Genomic DNA, 24,302 nt, shown 5'->3' with positions numbered 1-24,302 from the left:
TGTCATAAAAAAGTATAATTATTAATATACTCTTTACACTAACTAGAAAAAAAGTGATGTTAAGAGAGGGAAAAGAAATTTCAGACTTGCTGTTAAGTCCACCAGATTTATAGGCAAGTTATCTGGTAAGAAATATACAAATCATACAAGCTTTTATACAGTTTATTCTAGTTTTTCTGATAAAACATCACAAAAAAATATGAAAATCTTGCTTTTCCCCTATAAAAATTTGCTGAAATAGCTTACAATAAAATAATAATCCAAATTAGAGGAGGATATTTTATGAGAAAAAAAAGTTTTAAAAGTACAGCTGTTCTGATGGCAATGGTATTAGGTGCAACAAGCATAAATGCCATTCCAGTAAAGGCTGAAGTGACCGATAGCATGACAGAAGAACAACTAGCCAATCTAGATACAGATAAGGATGGCCTTGAAGATTACCTTGAAGAGTATTTTGCCACAGATAAGACATTAGAGGATACAGATAACGATGGTCTGTCAGACTATATGGAAATTATGAAATTTAAAACAGAACCTTTGAAAATGGACACCGATGGAAATGGTATTAGCGATGGGGAAGAAGATGCTGACAGAGATGGGATATCCAATATTTTGGAAGTTTCTATTGGAACAAATCCTTTTAAAGCAGATACGGACGAAGACGGTTTAAAAGATGCATTAGAGGTAAATGTGTACAAGACTTCGCCAATCTTATGTGATAGCGATGGAGACGGCTTATTAGATGGGGAAGAAGTAGAACTGGAATTAAGCCCGCTTAAGAGATTCACCAGGAATATTGAAAAGGACTGTAAAAAACTTTTCTCACAGGTTTTAAAGAACAAAAACATTGAAGAAAGCTTATGTGCCAGTGACAATCTTGCAATTCCGAGCCTGTGGGGAAATCTTCCGGGATTGATGGAGCGTAGAATCAGAATCGAAAGTTCTACCGTTGTGCTAGGAGATTTAGAAGGGAATATGGTAGGAAAACCAATTGAAATTGTTTCAGACTATGAAGACGGATTTGACATGAAACTGTCCTTTAGCTGTTTGAAATCCACATTGAAACAAGTAAAAGGATTTCAGATTGCACATTACAAAGACGGCGAGATTACATATTTAAATACTACAGTATTATTAAAAAATGTATCTGCAAAAATAACAGAGGGAGGAACTTATTTTGTTCTGAGTACTAATGGGAAAACAGGTTCTTCGGCAACTGTTTTAACTGCAAAAGCTGTTAAAAAAGCTGCTAAAAAAGCTGTTAAGAGTGTGTCTAGCAGTGCTGTTTTGGCAAAAGTCCTGGCAGTATCCAGTACAGATACAGATTACGATGGAGTAAGCGATTCTGCAGATCCAAAGCCAAATGACAATGCATTTACTGGTACAGTACAGAATGATGGATTCAGTATTAATTCCCGTGTCGATTATGCAATGGATTACAGAGCATTTTTTAAAACACCATCTACATTTAGCAGCCAGTTATGTAAAGTGTCTTCCGTTTATGCTAATTTAGCTTACGGTTTTAATATAGCAGACCAGGCAAGCGGCAGGACATTTAATTTAAGCTCTTTAATGAGTTATCAAGGAATGTCTGATGTAAAATGTTATAACTTGAAAAGTGGCTATTCTGATTATGATCTGGTGCAGTTTTATATTGGACATAGGACCGTTACGTATTCTGGTACTACCAAAGATATTGTGGCTGTTTCTATAAGAGGAACTGGTGGAGGAATTGCTGAATGGTCAAGTAATTTTGATATTGGAACAACTGCTAAATTCAGCAGTTATTCAGACTGGACAGATTCTGCAAATCATAAGGGATTTGATGTTGCTGCTACTCGTCTGCAGAAATATATTAACAACTATGTAAGCAGTTACTGTTCGGGAAGCAATACAAAAGCATACTGGGTAGTTGGACATTCCCGTGGAGCAGCGGTTGCTAATATTTTAGCAGCTAAGCTTGTAGATGCAGGCAAAACTACATATTCCTATACATTTGCAACTCCAAATACGACTACAAAAAGTGCTTCTGCAGCAGGCAGATATACAAGCATTTTCAATATAGTAAACAAGGATGATTTTGTACCTTGTCTTCCATGTACAGCATGGGGATTCCGTCGTTATGGAAAAACTAGCACAGAGAGCATTGCAGACAAGTATGAAAATGAATGGGAAGATTTAACGGGAATTTATGATTATAATCCTGATACCTATGGCATGAATGATACCATTGCGGAGTTAGGCAAAGTTCTATCTACAAGAAATAAGGCTTATACATACACTTGCAAGTGTCATGGAGATGGAAGTAAAAATGATATTACAATTACTAATTATGGAACTTCAGAAAAGAGCAGGGAAGAGGCGATTGCTAAAATTCCAGCCAATGCACTGCCTTATTGTAAGATTACCAGACATAAGGGTACTGCATTCTGGGGATGGGATTTCGACTGCTGCCAGACACCAAGTTATTTCATGCAGATTTTAGCGGCATTAATGTCAAATGAAATTTCAAAATACCGTTTTGTAGTAGAACTTGATATAGCAGATCACTATGAGGATGCAAAGACTGCATTGATTGGATCTGCCATAGGAGGACTTGAACATCCACATTATACAGAATCCTATTTTATTTTAGCAAAACATGCAGCAGCATCCAATTTCTCATAAGAAACAGGTATTAATGGGAAGCACACTTTTTCACAGTAATATAGATTAGGCAAAAAAATAACGAACAGAAGGGAAGGTACGTTTATGAGAAAAAGGTTTTTACGGAATACGGCAATCTTGATGGCACTGGTATTAGGGGTTAACAGTATTACTCCAGTATCACTGAAAGCAGAGGCTGCTAGTAAGTTGACGGAAGAACAGGAAGCTGAAAAAGACACAGATAAAGATGGTCTGCAAGATTATCTGGAAGAGTTTTTTGGAACGGACAAAGCATTAGCAGATACAGATGGAGATGGGTTATCTGATTTGGTGGAGATCACCAAAATAAAAACAGATCCATTGAAAGAAGACTCCAATAGCAGTGGTAAATCCGATGGATCGGAAGATGCAGATAAGGATGGCCTTAGTAATCTTTTGGAAATCCAGATGGGAACGGATCCTGTAAAATCCGATACGGACGAAGATGGCTTGAAAGATGGCCTGGAAGTAAACGTATATTTGACATCACCAAAAATAGAGGACAGCGATGGAGACGGATTGCTTGATGGAGAAGAAGTAGAATTAAAGTTAAGTCCAATGAAAAAATATACAAGAAGTCTGGAGAAGGACAGCAAGAGACGTTTTTCTCAGATTCTGCAAAGTGAAAATATTGAGGAATGTTTAGTTTCAAAAGAAAATCTTGCCATTCCTAGTCTTTTAGGAAATCTTCCTGGCCTGATAGCAAAAAGAGTCCGGATTGAAAGTGCTACAGCTGTATTAGATGGATTAGAAGATAAGGTAATCGGTAAACCAGTGGAAGTTGTTGAAGACTATGACCAGCCAGTAGACATGAAGTTATCTTTTTACTGCCCAAAATCAACACGGAAACAAGTAAAGAACTATAAAATAGCCAGATTCAATGACGGTGTGATTACCTATCTGGATACCACGGTTTCCTTAAAGAAGGTAACGGCAAAAATAACGGAAGGAGGAACATATTTTGTAGTTAGTGCAAAAGATAGTACTAGCAAAGAAGTGTCTCTTCTAAGTACAAAGATGGCAGTGAAAAGTGCAAAAAAGGTACAATTGCTTGCCTTAAGCTATGATGGCTCAGATTCAGATTATGACGGTATTGCAGACTATGCGGATCCAAAGCCAAATGATAATGGTTTTGCAGGAACTGTAAAAAACGGAGGATTTGATATTAATTCTCATGTAGATTATGCAATGGATTACAGAGCATTTTTCGGTGCGCCATCTGCTTTTAACAGCCAGTTATGTAAAATATCTTCAATTTATGCCAATATGGCATATGGATTTGAGTATGCAGATGAAACAAGTAACAGAACCTATGATTTTACTTCTTTAATGAACTATCAAGGATTGTCTGATGTGAGAAAAGTAGATCTGCGCAGCATCTACAGTGATTATGATGTGTCTACGTTCTATATAGGACACAGGACTGTAACTTATCAAGGAATCACAAAAGATATTATTTCTGTTTCCGTTAAAGGAACAGGCAGTACAATTGATGAATGGACGAGCAATTTTGATGTTGGAAATACTGCACAATTCAGTAAGTATGCCGACTGGACAGATTCCACAAATCATAAAGGATTTGATGTAGTGGCTGTTCGTATACAAAGATACATAAAGGATTATGTAAGCAACTATTGTTCTAGCAGTAATACAAAGGCATATTGGGTAGTTGGACATTCACGTGGAGCTGCAGTAGCCAATATTTTAGGTGCTAAGTTAACGGATGCAGGCAGCACAGTATATACATATACATTTGCAACGCCTAATACTACTACGAAAAGTGCTGCCACAACCAGCCGATATACAAATATTTTTAATGTAGTAAATAAAGACGATTTTGTTCCTTATCTTCCATGTACTGCATGGGGATTTCGACGTTATGGAAGAACAAGCATTGAAAGCATTGCCAGCAAATACGAAAAAGAATGGGAAGACCTGACAGACATTTTTGATTATAATCCAGATACTTATGGTTTGGAAGATACCATTGATGAACTTGCTAGTGTTACGCCAAATCGAAATAGAGCGTATGCCTTTACTTGTAAATGTCATGGAGATGGCAGCAGTAATGATATAACGATTAAGAATAGAGGCATGTCTGAAAAAAGCAGGGAAGGGGCAATTGCTAAGATTCCTAATAATGCATTGCCATATTGCAGAATTACTAGATATAAAGGTAAAGCATTCTGGGGCTGGGATTTTGACAATTGCCAGAGTCCATGCTACTTTATGCAGCTGATAGCAGCTATGCTGTCCAATGAAATCTCTATATACCGTTTTGTTGTGGAACTTAATATCGCAGATCATTATGAAGATGCAAAAACAGCGTTGATTTCTTCTGGAATTGGCGGACTAGAACATCCTCATTATACAGAAGGCTATTATATTCTTGCGAAGCATGCAGCCGCATCAAACTTTTCTTAATACATTAAATTCAATTTAAAGTTCTCATAGGTGATATCTGTGAGAACTTTTTTTGTTTGATAGGAGAGTCTGTTTCACATCATTTCTTAATCATTAGAGTGTTTTATACACCTTTGCTGTAAAACCTACATATAATAAAAGAATGAGAGATTACAAGGGCTGTGGGGAGCAGGGGGTGAAGAAATGCTTGACTTATTATTTTTAGCGTTATGCTGCTGTGAAGACAATAATTCTCAATGCAGTATTTGTGAAATAAAAGAGGATTCCCAAAGCTTTGGAGCAATGTATCCTTATCTGGAAACATATTTGTTCCAAAAGGGGTTTGTATACCAGACCATTGGTGAGTATTTCACAAGTATACTGGATAGAACTTTGGGTTCAGAAAATAAAATAGAGGAAAAAACAAGAGAAGTTCTGCTCCAAGAAGATAAGCCTGAAAGTTCATAAAAGAAGAACTGCTTGCAATTCTTTGGCTGATATGTTAATCTATATCATAGATTTAAAGGCAAGGAAAGAGACGGAAGTCAGTTTGCTTCAAAGAATGGCAGGGAATGCACGTCATAGACTGAAAATGTGCATGGTTTGAATGGCTGATGGAAGAACACTCTGGAGCTCATGTCCTGAAAATAGCAGGTGCATGCGTAACACGCGTTAAGTGCAAAGTGGAAAATGATTTTTTCAATCGCGGGTGGTACCGCGGGATTCGAATATCCCGTCCCGGAGACATGTCTAAGAGTTTACATGTTTCCGGGACTTTTTTCATGAAAGAGGACAGAGCTCTTGAGCGTGCCGATGATGCTTTTTAAAATAAAAGGAGGCAATACTATGGCTAATATTATTTCAGATGAAACAATTGAGTATGTTGGAATCTTAGCAAAGCTGGAATTGAATGAAGAAGAGAAAGAACATGCGAAAAAAGATATGGGCAGTATGTTGGATTATATTGACAAGTTAAATGAATTAGATGTAACAGGGGTAGAACCAATGTCGCATGTATTTCCAGTGAAAAATGTCTTCCGTGAAGATGTCGTAACCAATGGAGATGGACATGAAGAAGTTTTAGCCAATGCACCAGAGGAAAAGGAACAGAGCTTTAAAGTTCCTAAGACTGTGGATTAAGATAAATAGGAGGAATTTGCTGTGAGTTTAATGAGTCTAACGGCCGTAGAATTAGGCAAAAAGATTAAAGCAAAAGAAGTTACAGCTGTACAGGCCTGCAGTGCTGCCCTTGATCAGGTGGAGGCTTTGGAAAAAGAAGTAAACAGCTATGTAACAGTAGCGGATAGAGAAGCTGTCTTAAAGAGGGCAGAAGAAGTGCAGAAATTAATTGATGATGGAATACTGACAGGCCCGCTTGCAGGTGTACCTGTTGCTATTAAAGATAATATGTGTACAGAAGGGCTTTTAACTACATGTAGTTCAAAGATTTTATATAATTTTAAACCAGCTTATACAGCAGAAGCTGTTCTTAATCTAGAAAAGGCTGGAGCTGTAATTATTGGAAAAACAAACATGGACGAGTTTGCTATGGGAAGCACAACGGAAACTTCAGCATTTGGTGAAACGAAGAATCCTTGGAATACAGAACATGTACCAGGGGGGTCTTCAGGTGGTTCCTGTGCAGCCGTTGCAGCAGAAGAATGTTCATACGCATTAGGTTCTGATACAGGCGGATCGATTCGTCAGCCAAGTTCTTACTGTGGTGTAACAGGCATCAAGCCAACCTATGGAACGGTATCACGTTATGGATTGATTGCATATGGTTCCTCTCTTGATCAGATTGGTCCAGTAGCAAAAGATGTAACAGACTGTGCAACTATCTTAGAAGCGATTGCTTCGTATGATCCAAAAGACAGCACTTCTGTTAAGAGAGAAGATTATGATTTTACTTCTGCTTTAGTAGATGATGTAAAAGGAATGAAAATCGGTATTCCAAAAGGATATTTTGGAAAAGGTCTTGATCTGGAAGTAAAAGAAGCAGTTATGGCGGCTGCCAAAAAATTAGAAGAAAAAGGTGCTATCTTGGAAGAATTTGATTTGGATTTAGTAGATTATGCAATTCCAGCTTATTATGTTATTGCCTCTGCAGAAGCAAGTTCCAATTTAGCACGTTTTGATGGCATTAAATATGGTTACCGTACAAAAGATTATGAAGGACTTCATAATATGTATAAAAAATCCCGTTCTGAAGGATTTGGTGCAGAAGTAAAACGCAGGATTATGCTTGGTTCCTTTGTATTAAGTTCAGGCTATTATGATGCTTATTATCTAAAGGCCCTTAGAACAAAAGCATTAATTAAGAAAGCATTTGATGATGCATTTGCAAAATACGATGTAATTTTAGGACCAGCAGCACCAACAACGGCTCCAAAATTAGGAGAGAGTTTATCGGATCCCATTAAGATGTATTTAGGTGATATTTATACAATTTCTGTAAATTTAGCAGGTCTTCCAGGCATTTCTGTTCCTTGTGGAAAAGACTCTAAAGGTCTTCCAATCGGCTTACAGCTGATTGGTGACTGCTTTAAAGAAAAGAACATTATCCGTGCTGCTTACAGCTTTGAACAGACAAGAAGTTATGAGCGTCCAGGCATGGCAGAACGATAGGAGGGGAAAGAAATGAGTAAACAATATGAAACCGTCATTGGTCTTGAGGTCCATGTAGAATTAGCAACAAAGACAAAGATTTTCTGTGGCTGCAGTACAGAATTTGGTGGTGCTCCAAACTCCCATACCTGTCCGGTATGTACAGGTATGCCAGGTTCCCTTCCAGTTCTTAATAAACAGGTAGTACAATATGCTATGGCAGTAGGTCTTGCTACAAACTGTCAGATTAACCAGTATTGCAAATTTGACCGTAAAAATTATTTTTATCCGGATAATCCACAGAACTATCAGATTTCCCAGTTATATTTACCAATCTGCCATGATGGTGGAATTGAAATTGAAACAGAAGCAGGTGGAAAGAAAACAATCGGCATCCATGAAATCCATATGGAAGAGGATGCAGGCAAATTAATTCATGATGAATGGGATGACTGCTCTTTGGTAGACTACAACCGTTCAGGTGTACCTTTAATTGAGATCGTATCTGAGCCAGATATGCGTAGTGCAGAGGAAGTTATCGCATATCTGGATAAATTAAGATTAATCATTCAGTATCTTGGAGCTTCTGACTGCAAGTTACAGGAAGGTTCTATGAGAGCGGATGTAAACTTATCTGTTCGTGAAGCAGGTGCAGAAAAATTTGGTACAAGAACTGAAATGAAGAATCTGAACTCTTTTAAAGCTATCGCACGTGCCATTGAAGCAGAAAAGAACAGACAGATTGATTTAATTGAAGAAGGAAAACAGGTTGTTCAGGAAACAAGAAGATGGGATGACAGCAATGGCTACTCTTATGCAATGCGTTCAAAAGAAGATGCACAGGATTACCGTTATTTCCCAGAGCCAGATTTGGTTCCCATTGTAATAAGTGATGAATGGCTTAAGGAAACAAAAGAGAACCAGCCAGAGTTACGTGATGAAAAAATGGCACGTTACAAAGAAGAATATGATATTCCAGAATATGATATTTCTATTATTACGAACTCCAAGCATATGGCGGATATCTTTGAAGAAACCGTTGCAATCTGTAAGAATGCAAAGAAAGTATCCAACTGGTTAATGGTAGAAACAATGCGTCTATTGAAAGAGCATTCTATGGAGCCAGAAGATATTCGTTTTTCTCCTGAAAATCTTGCAAAATTAATCGGTTTAGTAGATGCCAAAGCGATTAACGGAGGTGTTGCAAAAGAAGTATTTGAAAAGATATTTACAGATGATATTGATCCAGAAGCATATGTAGAAGAACATGGATTAAAATCAGTAAACGATGAAGGGGCTTTGCGTAGTACAATTCAGACGATTATTGAGAATAATCCTAAATCCGTAGAAGATTACAAAGCAGGCAAGAAGAAAGCGATGGGCTTTCTTGTAGGACAGACCATGAAGGAAATGAAGGGAAAAGCAGATCCAGGCATGGTAAATCAGATTGTTACAGAAATTTTAGATGCAATGTAATATATAGATAATAGCAGGCAGAGGTAAAAAGAGGGGACTGCCAGAAAATAATCTTAGTATTTAAGAGGATTTTCTGGCAGTTCTTTTCGTATTGCTTAGCGTTTTTAAGAGAATAATACCTGTTAAAGCCTATAATAGCAAATAAATTTACCAAAATCTTTAAAAAAGTATAAAATAAATATGTACTTTTTTAGAAAAAAGAGATAGAATATAAGTAAAATATTTATGAAATGGGGATAAGGATGGATAATAATCTAAATGTGCAAAATGAACTAGCAGCAAATGTTTATGTTGCAAAGGTTATGAGAGTATGTGCAGTTTTAGCAGTTACACTGAATTCAGTAGGAATATTCTCAGTTGAGCAGCGTGTTATGGTAGTTTCATGTGTAGGCAGCATCGTTTTACTTATGCTCCCAACAATTATTCTTCATGTATTTAAGAAAAATGAGTGGTGGATGAAGTATGTGGCGATTATAGGCTCGTGTGTGTTTATTTTGTTTCTTGGGACAGCCTTGAATTTTTACGTCACGATTATGTTTTTCCTTCCTATGGTTTTGGCATCGGTATATTTTAATCCAAAACTCAACTGGCTTGCACTGGTTCTTGGAGTGCTTGCTTCTACAGCAGCAAAAATTTTAGCTTATTTTTTAAATACTGTGCAGGATCGTAATTATTATGGTGTAAAATCATTATTTGTAAAAAACTGTTTTCCACATGTTTTAATGCTGGGTTCTATTGGATTTATATTTGTTTCACTAGGAAAGAGGACAGATAATATGGTTAGTTCTCTTATGGGTGCAGAAGCTCAGGAAAAAATGCTCTTACATATGAAAAAATTATCTGAAAAATCTACAGAAGTTTCTAAAGGGTTAGTTAATGAGGTGGAAACATTGACTGATGCTACTAAAAGTACAATTCGAGTAAATAATGAAATCTCAGAAAATACAGATACCGTTATTGTTGGCATTAATAATTCTATGGATCAATTAGAGGAAGCTGAAGGCAATACTACACAAATCTATGAAAATATTCGGGTTTTAGCGAAAGAAAGTGAAGAAGTAGCAGACATGTTTACCAATATTGAAAAACTGTCTAACCAGAATAGAACATATATGCAGCAGGTTACAGCAGGAATGGAACAGGCAACAGACAGTATTGGAATCTGTCAGGAAGCTATGCGTCAGCTGGAAGATAAAACGAAGAAAATTGATGGCATTGTAGACGTTATTGCAGAGATTTCCGAACAGACAGATTTGCTTTCCTTAAATGCGGCAATTGAATCTGCCAGGGCGGGAGAACAAGGAAAAGGTTTTGCAATTGTAGCAGAAGAAATTCGTAAATTAGCACAGCAGACCCAGAGAACACTTGAAAATGTCAGAGAGATTATAGCGGAAGTTCTGCAGCAGAATATAATAGCAGTAGATGCAATGACTCAGACTTCAGCAGTGCATGCGGAACAAAAGGAAGTAATCTTAAAGACAGAAGATTCTTCCCAGAAAGTAATGGATGCGACGAAAAACATGGCGGCCCGCATGCAGCTGATATTGAATAATACGAAGAATATTGAAAGCAGTGCAAGCATTATTGTTGACATTGTTGATTCTATTACGGGAATCTGCAAAGATAACCAGAATTCTTTGGATGAAGTGTCCAAATCAGTAAAAACAGGCATATCTACTACAAATCAGCTGGAACAGCTGGTAGATGCCATAAAGGCTATGGCAGAAGAACTGGCAGTTGTTGTACAAGGATAGCAGATAGGAATAAATGGATAAAACATACATGTAACAGACTATCATTAAGATGGTAAAAGTACATGTATGTTTTTTTGTTAAAAGCAAAATGGAGGCGTAATTACGGTAAGGCTATACAGTATGACAGTACATACCTGGAAATCTACATAATAGGAATAAAAACAGAGAGAATCTAGAAATCTTTCTTTAAATAGTATAAAATAAATTATAGCGTAAACCTTACAGAGCACGACAAAAAGCCCTCTGTACAGAGTTTGCGACTAAAAAAGATGATAAGGAGAAGGGTTATGAGAAAAAGAACATGGAGTCATTTCGTTGCAGGTGCCAGTGCGGCTGTGATGGTAGCAAGCCTTTGCACTACCGCAGTTCCACAGGCAAGTAACAAAGTGGAAGCAGCTTCCTCATGGCAGATGGAATCATTAGACAGAGGTTTAGTTGCAGTAAAATCAGGTAATGGCATTTTCCTATCCTGGAGATTATTAGGAACAGAAAACTATGCCACATCATTTAACGTATACCGTGATGGAGTTAAAATTGCTGGTCCAATCACAGATTCAACCAACTATTTTGATGCAGGCGGCAATACAAATAATTCCTACATAGTAAGAAGTGTGGTAAATGGTACAGAAGTAACAGAATCTGATGTGGTGAAAGGATGGGGAAACCAGTATAAGGATGTTAGACTGAACAAACCAGCCAATGTATATCAGGATGGAACTACAGTAACGTATTCTGCTAATGATGCCACGGTTGCTGATGTTGATGGAGATGGTGCTTATGAGATTATTCTGAAATGGGATCCGTCTAATGCAAAAGACAATTCGCAATCTGGCTATACTTCTAATGTATATGTAGACTGCTATGAACTGGATGGAACTCAGAAATGGAGAATTGACTTAGGAAAAAATATACGTGCTGGTGCCCATTATACCCAGATGGCAGCTTATGACTTTGATGGAGATGGAAAAGCGGAACTGGCATTAAAAACTGCAGACGGAACAAAAGATGGATCAGGAACCGTTATAGGAAATGCTTATGCAGACAACCGTAATTCCAGTGGCTACATACTAACAGGAAATGAATACTTGACAATGTTTAACGGGGCAACAGGTAAGGCCATGAAAACTATTAATTATGAGCCAGCCCGTGGCAATGTAAGTGACTGGGGAGATAAATATGGAAACCGTGTAGACCGTTTTTTATGTGGTGTGGCTTATTTAGATGGAAGAACACCAAGTTTGATTGAATGTCGTGGTTATTATGAAAAATCTATGCTCGTAGCATACAAATGGGCAAATGGAAACTTTACAAAACAGTGGACATTTACAGCTGATGGTTCCCAGAATTCAAATTACCGTGGTGAAGGAGCCCATTCCTTATCAATTGCAGATGTAGATAACGATGGATTTGATGAAATCGTATATGGTGCATGTGTAATTGATCACAATGGAAGAGGGCTTTACAGAACAGGACAAGGCCATGGTGATGCATTGCACTGCGGGGATTTTGATCCAAACCGTGCAGGTCAGGAAATCTTTATGGTGCATGAAAATAAAGCTTCCAACATTGAAAGCGTTCAGATGAGAGATGCTAGAACAGGTACTACATTATGGAGTTATAAACGTTCCAAAGATATTGGACGTGGACTTATTTTAAATGCAGCAAAAGAATATCAGCCATATGTATGTTTAGCCGATAACGCATATGATAGCAGAGGAAATGTAATTGATTCTAACTTAAAAGGACTGGGACAGAACTTTTCTATGTTATGGGATGCAGATTTGTATCAGGAAGGCCTTGACCAGACTACCATCCGTAAATGGAATTCCAATACAAAACGTGTAGATACAATTCTGTCTGGTGCAAATGTACATTCCTGTAATGGAACAAAAGCAACTCCTACTTTATCAGCAGATATTTTAGGTGACTGGAGAGAAGAAGTTATCTGGGCAGCCAATGATGATACAGCACTTCGTATCTATACCACAACAGATGTAACCAGCCATAAGCTATATACATTAATGTCTGACCGTCAGTACCGTGAAGCGGTTGCATGGCAGAATGTAGCATACAACCAGCCACCACATACAAGCTATTATATTGGTGAAGACATGAGAACTCCAAGCCAGCCAGCTATATATACGGCTGGAAATTATAAGCTGAAATCCATTGGCTCGGCAGCATTTCCATCTAATGAGCCACAAATGCCAGAAACAGGTGAACTTACAGATGGTGTTTATATGGTCCGTAATGTAAACAGTGGATTATATCTGGATGTAAATAATGGGGTGGCTGCCAATGACACCAATATTCAGCAATGGGGGGCTTCTTCGGCAGGCAGTTACAATAGCTGGAGAATTGAAAAAGATGCCAGCGGATATTATACGTTCTATTCCTTGGTTGGAGATGGAAAAACATTTGTAATGGATGTTTATGGAAGAAGAAAAGATAATGGTACGAACATTGCGTTATATATAAGCCAAGGTTCTGATAATCAGAAATTCGAACTAGTACAGCAGACAGATGGCAGTTATGCGATTCTTACTAAGATTACAGGTTCGCAGAGCTGTGTTGAGGTAGTAAATGCCTATACTAATTCTGGAGCAAATGTACAGCAATGGCCTTATACGGGACATGCCTGCCAGAGATGGTATTTTGAAAAAATCGGAACAGACAAACCTTCACCAAGTCCAAGTATAGCACCTAGTGTGGCACCAAGCCCAAGTATAGCACCTAGCGTGGCACCAAATCCAAGTGTAGTGCCAAGTATTGCCCCAAGCGCAGAACCAAGCAAAGCACCAGCCACAAGTACATCCGTATTAACTTTAGATGCTTTTGCAAGCAGCTGGACTGGAGCTTATACCATGAGTGTAAAGCTTGAGAATGCAGGAACAGTCAATGTGGAAGACTGGAAAATTGAATTAAATGCACAGGAAGCAGACATAAATAGCATCTGGTGTGCACAGAAGGCGGCATCAGGAAGTACAATTACACTTACACCAGAGAGTTACAATGCAGCAATTGGTGTGAATGGAAGCACGACATTTGGTTATGGTGGAAATGGTTCTGTACCTTCTAAATTAAACTATACCCTTTCTTATAAGGTAAATGGTACATGGTATAGCTATGAAGGAACAGATACTGCATTCTAATAAGGAATCTTAAGGAACAGGGAGTGTATTTCATTACACTCCTTGTTTTTTTGGAAGTAATCTGATATGATTTATCTAGATGCTAATAGAACATGGAGGATAACTATGAAAATATCAACAAAGGGAAGGTATGCATTACGTTTAATGCTGGATCTTGCTTTAAATAGTGGGGGAGAATTAGTTCGTATACGAACCATAGCACAGAGACAGGAAATATCTGAAAAATACTTAGAACAAATCATTTCCATATTAAATCACGCAGGATATGTAAAAAGCGTAAGGGGAGCACAAGGAGGATACCGCCTTGCAAAAGATCCAAAAGATTATACGGTTGGAATGATTTTAAGATTAACAGAAGGAAGCTTAACTCCAGTTGCCTGTTTAGATGATGAAGTAAATCAATGTAGCCGGGCAGAACAGTGTGCAACTTTAGAAGTGTATAAACGGTTAAATGATGCAATAAGTGGTGTAGTGGATCATATGACATTACAGGACTTAGTGGATTTACAGATGCAAAAAGGAAGCTATTATGTAATTTGATTGCATAACAGCTTTTGTTATTTGATAAGAAAGTCCGCTATATTCCATTTAAGCACGAATATCAAAAGTATAACGCTTTATGGCATGGGCGGGTTCTTTCTGGGAAATAAAACTCTGCAGTAAATCGGTTTTCGCTTCCTTTGAGTTAAAATCATTGGTTACAGAATAGCCTAATTCCTGAAGGTGATCCGTTAGAAGCTGAATGTTTTTCTTGAGAAGCCGCTTGCTCTGATCATTTTCAATGTAAAACTTATTTTCTAAGATAAGCCCGTTTTTGGTGATGTGTACATCCAGTTTCCCAAGATGTTCAAGGGACAGATGTAAAAGTACCGTGATTTGATGAGGATTTTTCTTTAAATCCTCTTTTTTGGTGTATACATATAATTCACCATTACCAGTCTGGCCATTCATCTGAAATGGCAGCTGTACATATGGAAAAATGTTGTTTAGCAGCTGCATAAACTGGATGTTGTTTTTAACAGAAGATAAACTTTCCCCTGAAATGCTTTCAGAAAACTCTGGTGAAATGCTTTCCATTATCTTCTGGATTCCTTTTGCCTGATTTAAAACCTTCTGATAAAAATGTCCGATACGGTCTTTGTTTCGTATATCATCTGGAGAGAGAGCCCACTGTTTTTTCAAGGAGTGGGATACAAGAAAGGTAAACGCATCCGATACAAACAATTCCTGAAGGGATTCCGTCTTTGCAAAAGGCACAGTCTGTTCGATTCCTTCCATAAGCTGGTTTAAAGTTGCGGAACCTGTTTTTACATGTTCAGAGAGAGTGTGCGCATTAGGATTCTGTTCTAGAAACTGAGCAAGTTTTTTACAGGTTTCTTCATCAAAGAAGCCTCCAATTACCTGATTTGACTGTAAATAATCCTGAAATGCACTTTGTATTTTCTGGAATTCAGGGTGGTCAAATGCATCAATAGTCTTTGGAATTTCGGATAATGCTTCCTGCACGGCTAAAGGATTCGCTGATTCTTCTGGTGAAAGAGAGGACATTGCTTCTTTCTGGTTTCTGGCATCAATTGATAATGCATTGTTATAAGAAGCATCAATGGCATCTACTAATGCAGAGATTGCAACAGGGGTTTGTGTCATTGCCTCTGCGTCTTCACTGGATAAACCGAAATCAGTTAAGATGGAGAGGATTTCATTCTTCACTTTTCCAGAAGTGAATTCGTAAAAGGATTCACCAGCCTGTTCTGTGGCAAATGCCTCTGAAGAATGAATCAGTGAAAGGAATTCCTTAGTACAGGACTGCATGCTGGAATCTGCAAAAAGAGCCATTTCCCTGAATAAAGATGGAAGATTGTCTAAACATTGTGTTAATTCATTGGAAAGAGCATGATTGCCACATAAATAATTCTCGAACTGGGATGCATTTTCATGAGTAGCTGGAATGTGATATTTGTTTAAGAGGACAATCGTACTGATGCTTGCTTCTTTTAATTCATAACTTTGGCGTAAAATATTCTGAATGCTAGGCTTGGTAATAGGAAGCTGATTTCGGATGAGAGACAGGACGATGGTCTGGTTTCGGCTGTTGTGTGGCAGACCTGCTTCTTCTAAGGCCTTGAACATCGTATTGTTTTCTATTTCAGAATCGCTTAAAGGGATGGCCTGCAGTTTAATCGAACCATTTTCAATGCTTTGCACTTTAAAAGTTCCAACATCACCAATGGAGAGCCAGTTTACATTGTCTAAACGTCCAACTACCTGAGTGTTGTCTTCTAATAGAATGGAAACCTGGCTGTTTCTTAAATCTGTTACTTCTCCCTTAATAAACTGGCCTTCTGCCAGATGTCTCATGGCAACGCGGTCACCAAAATGCTGCATTTTCCCAATTGTTCTATTTCCTTGGCTTGTGGTATTTCGCTGATTTATAGGAGTGCCGATTTTCCTGCTTGATAAATCCATCGTGTCTCAACCTTTCTATTTATATTCCATGTAAAATGGAAACCCATTTTGTTTTTATAGTAACATTTTTCTATTATATTATATCGTCAAAAATCATTTTTTACATAGAGCATGAAAAAAATATTGACAGAGAACCATTCTTTGGTGTATAAATATGATATAAAAAAGTATACTAAATTAGTATGAATACAGGGAATAGAAAGGGTGGTTTGATTGCCAAAAATAGCAAGGAAATTAACAGACTTAATTGGGCATACACCATTACTTGCTTTGGATAATCTAAAGGAACATTATGGTTATGATGCAGAGATTATTGCAAAGCTGGAGTATTTTAATCCTTTAGGAAGTGCAAAGGATCGTGTGGCATATGCTATGATTGAAGATGCTCTGGCGGATGGAACGATTAATAAAGAAACGGTTATTATTGAGCCAACTAGTGGAAATACGGGAATTGGATTAGCTTTTGTAGCGGCAGCAAAAGGAATGCACCTTATTCTTACAATGCCAGAAACAATGAGTCTGGAAAGGCGTAAAATAGTAACAGCATTAGGTGCAGAGGTTGTACTTACACCAGCGGCAGAAGGTATGAGTGGAGCGATTCGAGTAGCCGAAGAATTGAAGGGAAAATACGGGAATGCTATGATTCCACAGCAGTTTTCCAATCCTTCTAATCCAGCGGTACATAAAGAAACCACTGCCAAAGAAATCTGGGAAGATACAGATGGACAGGTAGACATTTTTGTAGCTGGAGTTGGAACAGGAGGAACGGTAACGGGAACAGGTTCAGGATTAAAGGAGAAAAATCCAGATGTGAAGGTAGTTGCCATTGAGCCTAGGGATTCTCCTATTATTTCAGGTGGAAAACCGGGACCACATAAATTACAGGGAATTGGAGCCAATTTTATTCCAGATAATTATGATGCCGATGTGGTCGATGAAGTAATAACCATTTCTACAGAAGAGGCATATGAAGCTGCAAGAACTGCAGCCAAGACAGAGGGGCTTTTAGTTGGAATTACTTCAGGTGCCGCATTGCATGCAGCAGTAAAACTGGCAAAACGTCCTGAGAATAAAGGAAAACAGATTGTAGTACTGCTCCCTGATACAGGAGAACGGTATCTGTCTACGGATTTGTTCTGATTTTTTAATAAGATACGATTATTTCTATTGTGAAATTAAGTGGATAAACTGTAAGGATATAGTAGATTGACAAACATTCACATCAATTATATACTAGAAACACTTATGTTGTCTAAAAATGTGGCAAACCAGCACTTTGGGAATAGCTTCCATGCAGTTTGGAAGATCACATCACATAGAAGAAAGAGGAACAAAATGATAGAAATCAAAAATTTAGTAAAAGAGTTTGGGACAGGCAGTTCGGCACAGCGAGTTCTAAATGATATCAGTCTAACTATTGAGGATGGCGATATTTTTGGTATTATTGGAATGAGCGGTGCTGGTAAAAGCACTTTAATTCGTTGCATAAACTTACTTGAAAAACCAACAGAAGGTGAAATTTTAATAAATGGAACGGATATAACGAAATTGAAGAAAAAAGAATTGTTAAAATACCGTCGTAATATTGGAATGATTTTTCAGAGCTTTAACCTGCATATGCAAAGAAATGTCCGTAGAAATGCCAGTTTTGGCTTGGAGCTGATTCCGCCAAAGGATTATCTTCCCGATGGATATACACAAGAGGAATATGCAAAATTAAGCTACTTTAGGAAAAAGAAAGCCAAAAAGGCTGATATGAAGAAAACAGTGGATGAACTTTTGGAAATTGTAGATTTGCATCATAAGGAAAATGCTTATCCTGCCCAGTTAAGCGGGGGGCAAAGACAGAGAATTGCTATTGCCAGAGCACTTGCAACCTATCCTTCTATTTTGTTATGTGATGAGGCAACTTCTGCACTGGATAGCATGACTACGGAATCAATTCTTCAGCTGTTGCAAAAGATTAATAAAGAAAGAAATATTACCATTGTGATTATTACCCATGAAATAGATGTTGTTAAGAAAATATGTAATAAAGTTGCTGTACTTGATCAGTCACGTGTGGTAGAGACTGGTAATACAGATAAGGTATTTTCCAATCCGTCGTCACCAGTAACAAAACGTCTTTTAGGAGGTGACGAATAATGGCAGTCTGGTTTCAAAATTTTATGGCAGAATTTGGAATGATGCTATGGGAGGGGATTTCAGATACTCTTTATATGACCGTTTTTTCTACTTTTGCAGCATGTATTTTAGGATATCCAATCGGAATCCTTTCAGTAGTAACTGCACCAAATGGAATTCATCCAATGCCAGTGGTAAATAGAATCATAGGTGCTATTGTAAATATTGGGCGTTCTATTCCGTTTATTATTATTTTGGTTATCATAAAACCACTTACGAGACTGTTAGTAGGAACTACAGTAGGGCCAGATGCGGTAATCGTTCCTTTGATTGTATCCGCAACACCTTTTATGGCACGTCTTGTAGAAAATTCATTTAATGAACTGGATTATGGTGTTATTGAAGCAGCACGTGCTATGGGTGCTACTGATATGCAGATAATAAGAAAAGTAATGCTGCCTGAGGCAATGCCATCCCTTGTACTGGGGATTTCCCTTGGGGCTATTACCATTGTTGGATGTACAGCAATGGCAGGTGCTGTAGGTGGTGGCGGTTTAGGCGATATTGCCATTCGTTATGGATATTATCGTAGTAAAACAGATGTTGCTATTGCAACAGTTGTGCTTTTGGTCTTGATTGTACAGATGATACAAAGTCTTGGACAATACATCTCCAATAAAATTGATAAACGTAAGAAAGGTGAGAAATAGTATGAGAAAAATGAAAAGATTTGCTGCACTGACACTTGCTGCTGTATGGAGCATTTCCATTTTTACTGGATGTGGAAATAGAAATGGAAACGGCAGTAAAGAAATTATTGTGGGAGCTACCATTCAGCCCCATGCGGAAATTTTAAACTCGGATGCGTTCCAGAAAAAAATTAAGGAGTTAGGCTATACAGTAAAAGTGAAAGAATATACAGATTATGTACAGCCAAATGAAGCAACAGAAGATGGAAGCCTGGATGCAAATTTCTTCCAGCACCAGCCATTCTTAGATGACTTTAATAAAGAAAATAAAGGACATCTGGTTAGCATTGCAAAAGTTCATTATGAACCATATGGTTTATATGCTGGAAAAACGAAAAGCCTGGAGGATATAAAGGATGGCTCTACAATTGCAGTACCAAATGATTCTACAAATGAAGCAAGAGCATTGCAGATGTTAGAAGCAGGCGGAATTATTAAGTTAAAAGAAAATGCTGGACTAAATGCAACAATAAATGATATTGTAGAAAATCCACATAATGTTTCCTTTAAGGAAATTGAATCTGCTCAGACACCTCTTGTATTGGAAGATGTTGATTTTTCGGTTATTAATGGAAATTATGCAATGCAGGCAGGCTTAAATGTAAACGAAGATGCACTTTTAATTGAAGATGCAAAATCGGTAGGTGCTGACACTTATGCCAATATTGTTGTTGTAAAAGAAGAAAATAAAGATTCTGGAAAAGCAAAAGCATTGGCAGAAGCGATCACTTGTGATGAAGTAAAAAGTTTTATTGAGGAAAAATATAGTGGAGCAGTTATTCCAGTATTTTAAGTAAAAAAGGCAGATGCAAGCCATATATAGGCTTTGGCATCTGCCTTTTGCACGTAAGCATTATTTCATATCAGGATACAATTCTAAAAAGTCATGTTTTTCACTGTTATACTGGTAGCCAATTACTGTATTAATATTTACATTGTGGGCACTTTGGAAAATATTCATATCAATTACGGGACTGACTTTTCTAAGCTGTTCTATTAGCTGTTTCATTTCCTGACGCTTGGAATCTTGAGTGCCTTTATCTGTATTTTCGGTAAAGCGGCAGGCACACTGCAGAAAATCTAAGTTATTATACCGAACCCAGGATTTAATATCAGATTCCTTTACAAGATAGAGAGGACGGATTAATTCCATACCCTCAAAATTGGTACTATGAAGTTTTGGCATCATGGTTTTAAACTGTCCCATATACATCATGCTCATCATAGTGGTTTCGATTACATCGTCAAAATGGTGGCCCAGGGCGATTTTGTTGCATTTAAGTTCCTTTGCATAACGGTAAAGGTAGCCACGTCTCATTCTGGCACATAAGTAACAAGGGGAATCTTCAATGTCATGTACGATATTGAAAATGTCCGAATCAAAAATCTTAACAGGTATATTCATTATGTTGGCATTATCAATGATTTTCTGGCGGTTTGCCTGATTGTAGCCAGGATCCATTACGATAAATTCTAATGAAAAATCCATTTTTCCGTGCCTTTGTACTTCCTGCATGCATTTGGCAAGAAGCATGGAATCCTTGCCGCCTGATATACAGACAGCAATGCGATCCCCTGGCTGAATCATATCATAATCATTGATTCCAGATATGAATTTCCGCCAGATTTCTTTACGGAAACGTTTGATGATGCTTCGTTCGATCTCTTTATAACGTTCCATTTAGTCCTCCTAAATCTTTTATGACTTCACTTGCAATAATCAATCCTGCCACACTAGGGATAAAAGCAACACTTCCTGGTGCAACTTTTCTGGTATCAGGTTTTGCTTCATATTTAGGAACAAGAGGCTGTTCCTTGGAATATACCACTTTTAAGCTATTGATGCCTCTTTTTTTCAATTCTTTCCGCATTACTTTTGCAAGAGGGCAGACAGAAGTATTTTTTATATCGGCTACTTCAAATCTGGTCGGGTCTAATTTATTGCCAGCCCCCATGGCACTGATTACAGGTGTTCCGGCTTTTTTGGCCTGCATCACGATTTCCAGCTTTGCTGTAACGGTGTCTACAGCATCAATTACATAGTCATACTGGGAAAAATCATATTCATTTGCATTTTCAGGAAGAAAGAATACAGGGTAGGTATTTACCGTTGCATTTTTATTAATGCCTGCAATTCTGTTCTTCATGGCATCAACTTTGCAGGTACCAATTGTATCATAGGTTGCAATAATCTGACGGTTTAAGTTGCTTATGGATACGGTATCTTTATCAAATAGGTCAAGAGTACCAACACCGCTTCTTGCAAGTGCTTCACAGGCAAAACCGCCAACTCCGCCAACACCAAATACAGCAACACGTTTGCTTGCAAGGGCATTAAGGACATCTTTTCCTAACAAGAGTTCTGTTCTTGTAAATTCTGTTTCCATTGTAAATTCCTTTCAAATTGTAATTAGTACAAGAAATATTATATCGGAAGCTGTGGGAAAAGCAAGAGTAGAAATAAAAGGAAATCGCATTTACAGGGAGTGAAAGATGTTTATATAGGACAAAATCTTATTAGAGAAGTGAATGAAGGATATAGAATGGATGAAAATAAAAAAAAAACATTCTTTTTATAAATTTATACTACTTTTCCCTAATATGTGTTATACTATGTCTTATAATATATAATTCCAGTTAAAGTAAGTATTATTGAAGGAAAAATTTTTTTAACTAATACTTAATGATGTTCTAGTGCGTGAGAGAGAGCTGCACGAATTCTAATATGTCTTTATAGTTTTTAGCATTTTATAATATTATATTTGACATTCTACAAAAGATAGTTAATCTTAGAAAATATTTCATTTAAAAACAGCATAACAGATATAAAAATGAGAAATAGAGATTTATTAAGATTGGAGGATGTTATGATATACGAGAAAATTCCAGAACAATTTAATGCAAGCCAGTACTTATTAGAACATGATAACTTAGGACTTGATTTGGAAACTAAGGTGGCATTGTACTATAACGATGTGGCCTACACATACAGGGATTTAAATACATATGTTAATAAGTACGCAAATTATTATTTGAAATCCAATATATCGGCAGGTGATGCCATTGTCCTGTATATGCAGGACTGTCCGGAATTTGTTTTCCTTTTTTTGGGTGCATTAAAAGCAGGAGTAATTCCTGTATTAATTAATCACAAAATGTCCGGAATGGAAGTGGAGGAGATTGCTGGACGAACAGATGCTATAAAAATTTTTACAAATTCAGGATTATTTGAATCTCTAAAAGAAACAGGGGTAAATAATATTGCAAGAAATTATGAGGAGTTAAAAGATGAGATTTATTCCATGCCAGATTGTTTTCAGGCAGCAGTAACAAAAAAGGATGATGAAGCCTTTGTTCTGTTTACGTCAGGAAGCAGTGGAATACCCAAAGGAGCAGTGCATAGCCATGCGGATATAGCAGTAGCAGCAGAAACATATGGAAAATATGTTTTAGATACAAATTCCAGTGATGTATTTTATACGCATTCAAAAATGTCATTTGCTTATGGGTTAGGTGGACTGTATATTCCTTTGTCCAAAGGTGCAAGTCTGGTGATTAACAGCGAAGATGACATGTATGATATTCCAGATATTATTAAAAAATATCATGTTACTAAGTTTCAGGCAGTTCCATCGGTATATTTATCTTTATTAATGCTTATTAATGAGGATAAAACTGCATTTGCAAGCTGTAAGATATGCACTTCTTCAGGAGAGTCATTGCCGAAGAAACTTGCAATTGACTGGAAAAATAAAACAGGATTAGAAGTATACCAGTGTTACGGATCTACGGAAATGCTGACTGTGGTAATTTCCAATACAGCAGATACAATGCGGTATGGAAGCATGGGCAAAGCCATTAAGGGGTATATGGCAGAAATAAGAAATAAGGAAGGACAATTAGCAAAACCTTTAGAGGCAGGAACCTTATTCGTTAAAGGTGGAAGTTTAATGAGCAGGTACTGGAAAAATGATAAACTGACAAAAGAAGTACTGACGGAGCATGGCATAAATACTGGTGATATGTGTTATAAAGACGAGGATGGATTTTTATGGTATGTTGGGCGGTATTCGGATATATTTAAAGTAAATGGTGTCTGGCAAAGTGCATTGCCTATTGAAGAGGTAATATTGGAGGAGCCAGGTATTAAGGAGGCAGTTGTAACAACTGAAGCGAGTGATGGAGAATCAAAGATTGTTGCATATGCGGTGGCAAAGGAACTCCATAATTGCGAAGAAATGATAAAGAAAATACGCAAACTGTTTTTTCAAAAGAAAATGCGTACGCTATGTCCGGAAAAATATTATTTTGTCGAGGCAATTCCTCGGGGAAACACAGGAAAAGTGAAAAGAGGAGATGTAAATTCTTCGAGAATACTATTAGTAGTAGAGTGATTTTTATGAAGGAAAATAGAATAATAGAGAATATATGATGAAAAAATGTCATGTTATGTATATAAAGATAAAATAATACTATATTTTTAAATATTTTTGATTTATCATCTATGTTTTTTACATTAAAGTGTGGTATACTAGTATAAGTTTCTTACTTAAGATATTTTATTCATTAAAAAATAGAATATGTTCTAGTCAAGCAAAATTGTAACACTAGTGTATAAAATTTTATGCACTCCTTGCTGCATATGGGGTACGCCCTTGATTATAGGAATGTGGACGCACATGATTGTACCATACATAAGCAAACTCTTTTACCGCCATGTCCAGTTCTTCCTTTGTTTTATAGGTGAACAGATTTATATGCTCATTTTTCAACGTATTGTAGTATCGTTCCATTGGAGCATTATCGTATGGACAGCCTGCACGGCTCATACTTTGCTGAATATTCTTCTTTTTACAGAAATCGCTGAACTCTTTCGAGGTAAATTG

At 37.3% G+C, this 24,302-nt stretch carries 18 protein-coding genes; 14 read left to right on the top strand and 4 right to left on the bottom strand.

Features of this window, described 5'->3' with window-relative positions:
* Positions 1-282: 282 nt before the first annotated feature.
* From BMY85_RS12095 to BMY85_RS12055, 9 genes are all read left to right on the top strand, one after another.
* Positions 283-2,667 (top strand): lipase family protein, encoded by a 2,385-nt coding sequence (locus tag BMY85_RS12095; protein ID WP_092478538.1) that lies wholly within the window; start codon positions 283-285, stop codon positions 2,665-2,667.
* A gap of 84 nt (positions 2,668-2,751) precedes the next feature.
* Entirely contained in the window at positions 2,752-5,109 is a 2,358-nt protein-coding gene (locus BMY85_RS12090) for a lipase family protein (RefSeq protein WP_092478537.1), read from the top strand.
* Between the two features lie 183 nt (positions 5,110-5,292).
* A complete protein-coding gene (locus BMY85_RS12085) occupies positions 5,293-5,556 on the top strand; it encodes a hypothetical protein (protein WP_092478536.1) in 264 nt (87 codons plus the stop codon).
* A 378-nt stretch (positions 5,557-5,934) separates the two neighbouring features.
* A complete protein-coding gene (gene gatC / locus BMY85_RS12080) occupies positions 5,935-6,228 on the top strand; it encodes an Asp-tRNA(Asn)/Glu-tRNA(Gln) amidotransferase subunit GatC (protein ID WP_092478535.1) in 294 nt (97 codons plus the stop codon).
* Between the two features lie 21 nt (positions 6,229-6,249).
* A complete protein-coding gene (gene gatA, locus BMY85_RS12075; protein WP_092478534.1) occupies positions 6,250-7,716 on the top strand; it encodes an Asp-tRNA(Asn)/Glu-tRNA(Gln) amidotransferase subunit GatA in 1,467 nt (488 codons plus the stop codon).
* Positions 7,717-7,728: 12 nt separating this feature from the next.
* Complete coding sequence (gene gatB, locus BMY85_RS12070) at positions 7,729-9,171, top strand: Asp-tRNA(Asn)/Glu-tRNA(Gln) amidotransferase subunit GatB (RefSeq protein ID WP_092478533.1); 1,443 nt, start codon at positions 7,729-7,731, stop codon at positions 9,169-9,171.
* 242 nt (positions 9,172-9,413) lie between these two features.
* Positions 9,414-10,925, top strand: coding sequence for a methyl-accepting chemotaxis protein (locus BMY85_RS12065; protein ID WP_177180772.1), 1,512 nt, complete (start codon positions 9,414-9,416; stop codon positions 10,923-10,925).
* 287 nt (positions 10,926-11,212) lie between these two features.
* Positions 11,213-14,077: a rhamnogalacturonan lyase family protein gene (locus BMY85_RS12060; protein WP_092478531.1), complete on the top strand. Its 2,865-nt coding sequence runs from the start codon at positions 11,213-11,215 to the stop codon at positions 14,075-14,077.
* 105 nt (positions 14,078-14,182) lie between these two features.
* Complete coding sequence (locus BMY85_RS12055) at positions 14,183-14,617, top strand: RrF2 family transcriptional regulator (RefSeq protein ID WP_092478530.1); 435 nt, start codon at positions 14,183-14,185, stop codon at positions 14,615-14,617.
* A gap of 48 nt (positions 14,618-14,665) precedes the next feature.
* Here the strand turns inward: BMY85_RS12055 and fliK are convergent, their stop codons facing one another.
* On the bottom strand, positions 14,666-16,543 hold the full coding sequence (gene fliK, locus BMY85_RS12050) for a flagellar hook-length control protein FliK (protein ID WP_092478529.1): 1,878 nt from the start codon (positions 16,541-16,543) through the stop codon (positions 14,666-14,668).
* Between the two features lie 213 nt (positions 16,544-16,756).
* Here fliK and cysK point away from each other — a divergent pair, with 213 nt between their 5' ends.
* From cysK to BMY85_RS12030, 4 genes are all read left to right on the top strand, one after another.
* Entirely contained in the window at positions 16,757-17,683 is a 927-nt protein-coding gene (gene cysK / locus BMY85_RS12045; RefSeq protein ID WP_092478528.1) for a cysteine synthase A, read from the top strand.
* Between the two features lie 195 nt (positions 17,684-17,878).
* Positions 17,879-18,688: a methionine ABC transporter ATP-binding protein gene (locus BMY85_RS12040; RefSeq protein ID WP_092478527.1), complete on the top strand. Its 810-nt coding sequence runs from the start codon at positions 17,879-17,881 to the stop codon at positions 18,686-18,688.
* Positions 18,688-19,377, top strand: a complete 690-nt coding sequence (locus BMY85_RS12035; RefSeq protein WP_092478526.1) for a methionine ABC transporter permease — start codon at positions 18,688-18,690, stop codon at positions 19,375-19,377. Before BMY85_RS12040 ends, BMY85_RS12035 begins: the two co-directional genes overlap by 1 nt.
* A 1-nt stretch (position 19,378) precedes the next feature.
* The gene (locus tag BMY85_RS12030) at positions 19,379-20,209 is read left to right on the top strand and encodes a MetQ/NlpA family ABC transporter substrate-binding protein (RefSeq protein WP_330387282.1); all 831 of its coding nucleotides are present in this window, start codon (positions 19,379-19,381) and stop codon (positions 20,207-20,209) included.
* 60 nt (positions 20,210-20,269) lie between these two features.
* On the opposite strand, the gene BMY85_RS12025 is transcribed toward BMY85_RS12030, so the two are convergent.
* Together BMY85_RS12025 and BMY85_RS12020 are read right to left on the bottom strand one after the other, a co-directional pair.
* Positions 20,270-21,097 (bottom strand): tRNA 2-thiocytidine biosynthesis TtcA family protein, encoded by an 828-nt coding sequence (locus tag BMY85_RS12025; RefSeq protein ID WP_092478525.1) that lies wholly within the window; start codon positions 21,095-21,097, stop codon positions 20,270-20,272.
* On the bottom strand, positions 21,084-21,803 hold the full coding sequence (locus BMY85_RS12020; RefSeq protein ID WP_092478524.1) for a tRNA threonylcarbamoyladenosine dehydratase: 720 nt from the start codon (positions 21,801-21,803) through the stop codon (positions 21,084-21,086). The genes BMY85_RS12025 and BMY85_RS12020 overlap by 14 nt, the downstream gene beginning before the upstream one ends.
* Positions 21,804-22,283: 480 nt before the next feature.
* On the opposite strand from BMY85_RS12020, the gene BMY85_RS12015 reads away from it, so the two are divergent.
* Positions 22,284-23,810, top strand: coding sequence for an AMP-binding protein (locus tag BMY85_RS12015; RefSeq protein WP_177180771.1), 1,527 nt, complete (start codon positions 22,284-22,286; stop codon positions 23,808-23,810).
* Positions 23,811-24,038: 228 nt separating this feature from the next.
* Here the strand turns inward: BMY85_RS12015 and BMY85_RS12010 are convergent.
* Positions 24,039-24,302: integrase core domain-containing protein (locus tag BMY85_RS12010; protein ID WP_143066379.1), on the bottom strand; the 264-nt coding region annotated here is incomplete at its 5' end.

The organism is [Clostridium] polysaccharolyticum, from assembly GCF_900111595.1.
GTDB lineage: Bacteria > Bacillota > Clostridia > Lachnospirales > Lachnospiraceae > Clostridium_AI > Clostridium_AI polysaccharolyticum.
Note: the sequence above shows the minus strand (reverse complement) of the source record. Positions and strands in the feature narration are given on the sequence as shown.

What these genes read in the sequence shown, in the direction of transcription:
- fliK (WP_092478529.1), bottom strand. Translation starts at nt 16,543, where the DNA reads ATGGATTTATCAAGCAGGAAAATCGGCACTCCTATAAATCAGCGAAAT.
- BMY85_RS12055 (WP_092478530.1), top strand. Translation starts at nt 14,183, where the DNA reads ATGAAAATATCAACAAAGGGAAGGTATGCATTACGTTTAATGCTGGAT.
- BMY85_RS12015 (WP_177180771.1), top strand. Translation starts at nt 22,284, where the DNA reads ATGATATACGAGAAAATTCCAGAACAATTTAATGCAAGCCAGTACTTA.
- BMY85_RS12090 (WP_092478537.1), top strand. Translation starts at nt 2,752, where the DNA reads ATGAGAAAAAGGTTTTTACGGAATACGGCAATCTTGATGGCACTGGTA.
- BMY85_RS12060 (WP_092478531.1), top strand. Translation starts at nt 11,213, where the DNA reads ATGAGAAAAAGAACATGGAGTCATTTCGTTGCAGGTGCCAGTGCGGCT.
- BMY85_RS12040 (WP_092478527.1), top strand. Translation starts at nt 17,879, where the DNA reads ATGATAGAAATCAAAAATTTAGTAAAAGAGTTTGGGACAGGCAGTTCG.
- BMY85_RS12095 (WP_092478538.1), top strand. Translation starts at nt 283, where the DNA reads ATGAGAAAAAAAAGTTTTAAAAGTACAGCTGTTCTGATGGCAATGGTA.
- BMY85_RS12085 (WP_092478536.1), top strand. Translation starts at nt 5,293, where the DNA reads ATGCTTGACTTATTATTTTTAGCGTTATGCTGCTGTGAAGACAATAAT.
- BMY85_RS12065 (WP_177180772.1), top strand. Translation starts at nt 9,414, where the DNA reads ATGGATAATAATCTAAATGTGCAAAATGAACTAGCAGCAAATGTTTAT.
- BMY85_RS12030 (WP_330387282.1), top strand. Translation starts at nt 19,379, where the DNA reads ATGAGAAAAATGAAAAGATTTGCTGCACTGACACTTGCTGCTGTATGG.
- BMY85_RS12035 (WP_092478526.1), top strand. Translation starts at nt 18,688, where the DNA reads ATGGCAGTCTGGTTTCAAAATTTTATGGCAGAATTTGGAATGATGCTA.
- gatB (WP_092478533.1), top strand. Translation starts at nt 7,729, where the DNA reads ATGAGTAAACAATATGAAACCGTCATTGGTCTTGAGGTCCATGTAGAA.
- BMY85_RS12025 (WP_092478525.1), bottom strand. Translation starts at nt 21,097, where the DNA reads ATGGAACGTTATAAAGAGATCGAACGAAGCATCATCAAACGTTTCCGT.
- BMY85_RS12020 (WP_092478524.1), bottom strand. Translation starts at nt 21,803, where the DNA reads ATGGAAACAGAATTTACAAGAACAGAACTCTTGTTAGGAAAAGATGTC.
- gatC (WP_092478535.1), top strand. Translation starts at nt 5,935, where the DNA reads ATGGCTAATATTATTTCAGATGAAACAATTGAGTATGTTGGAATCTTA.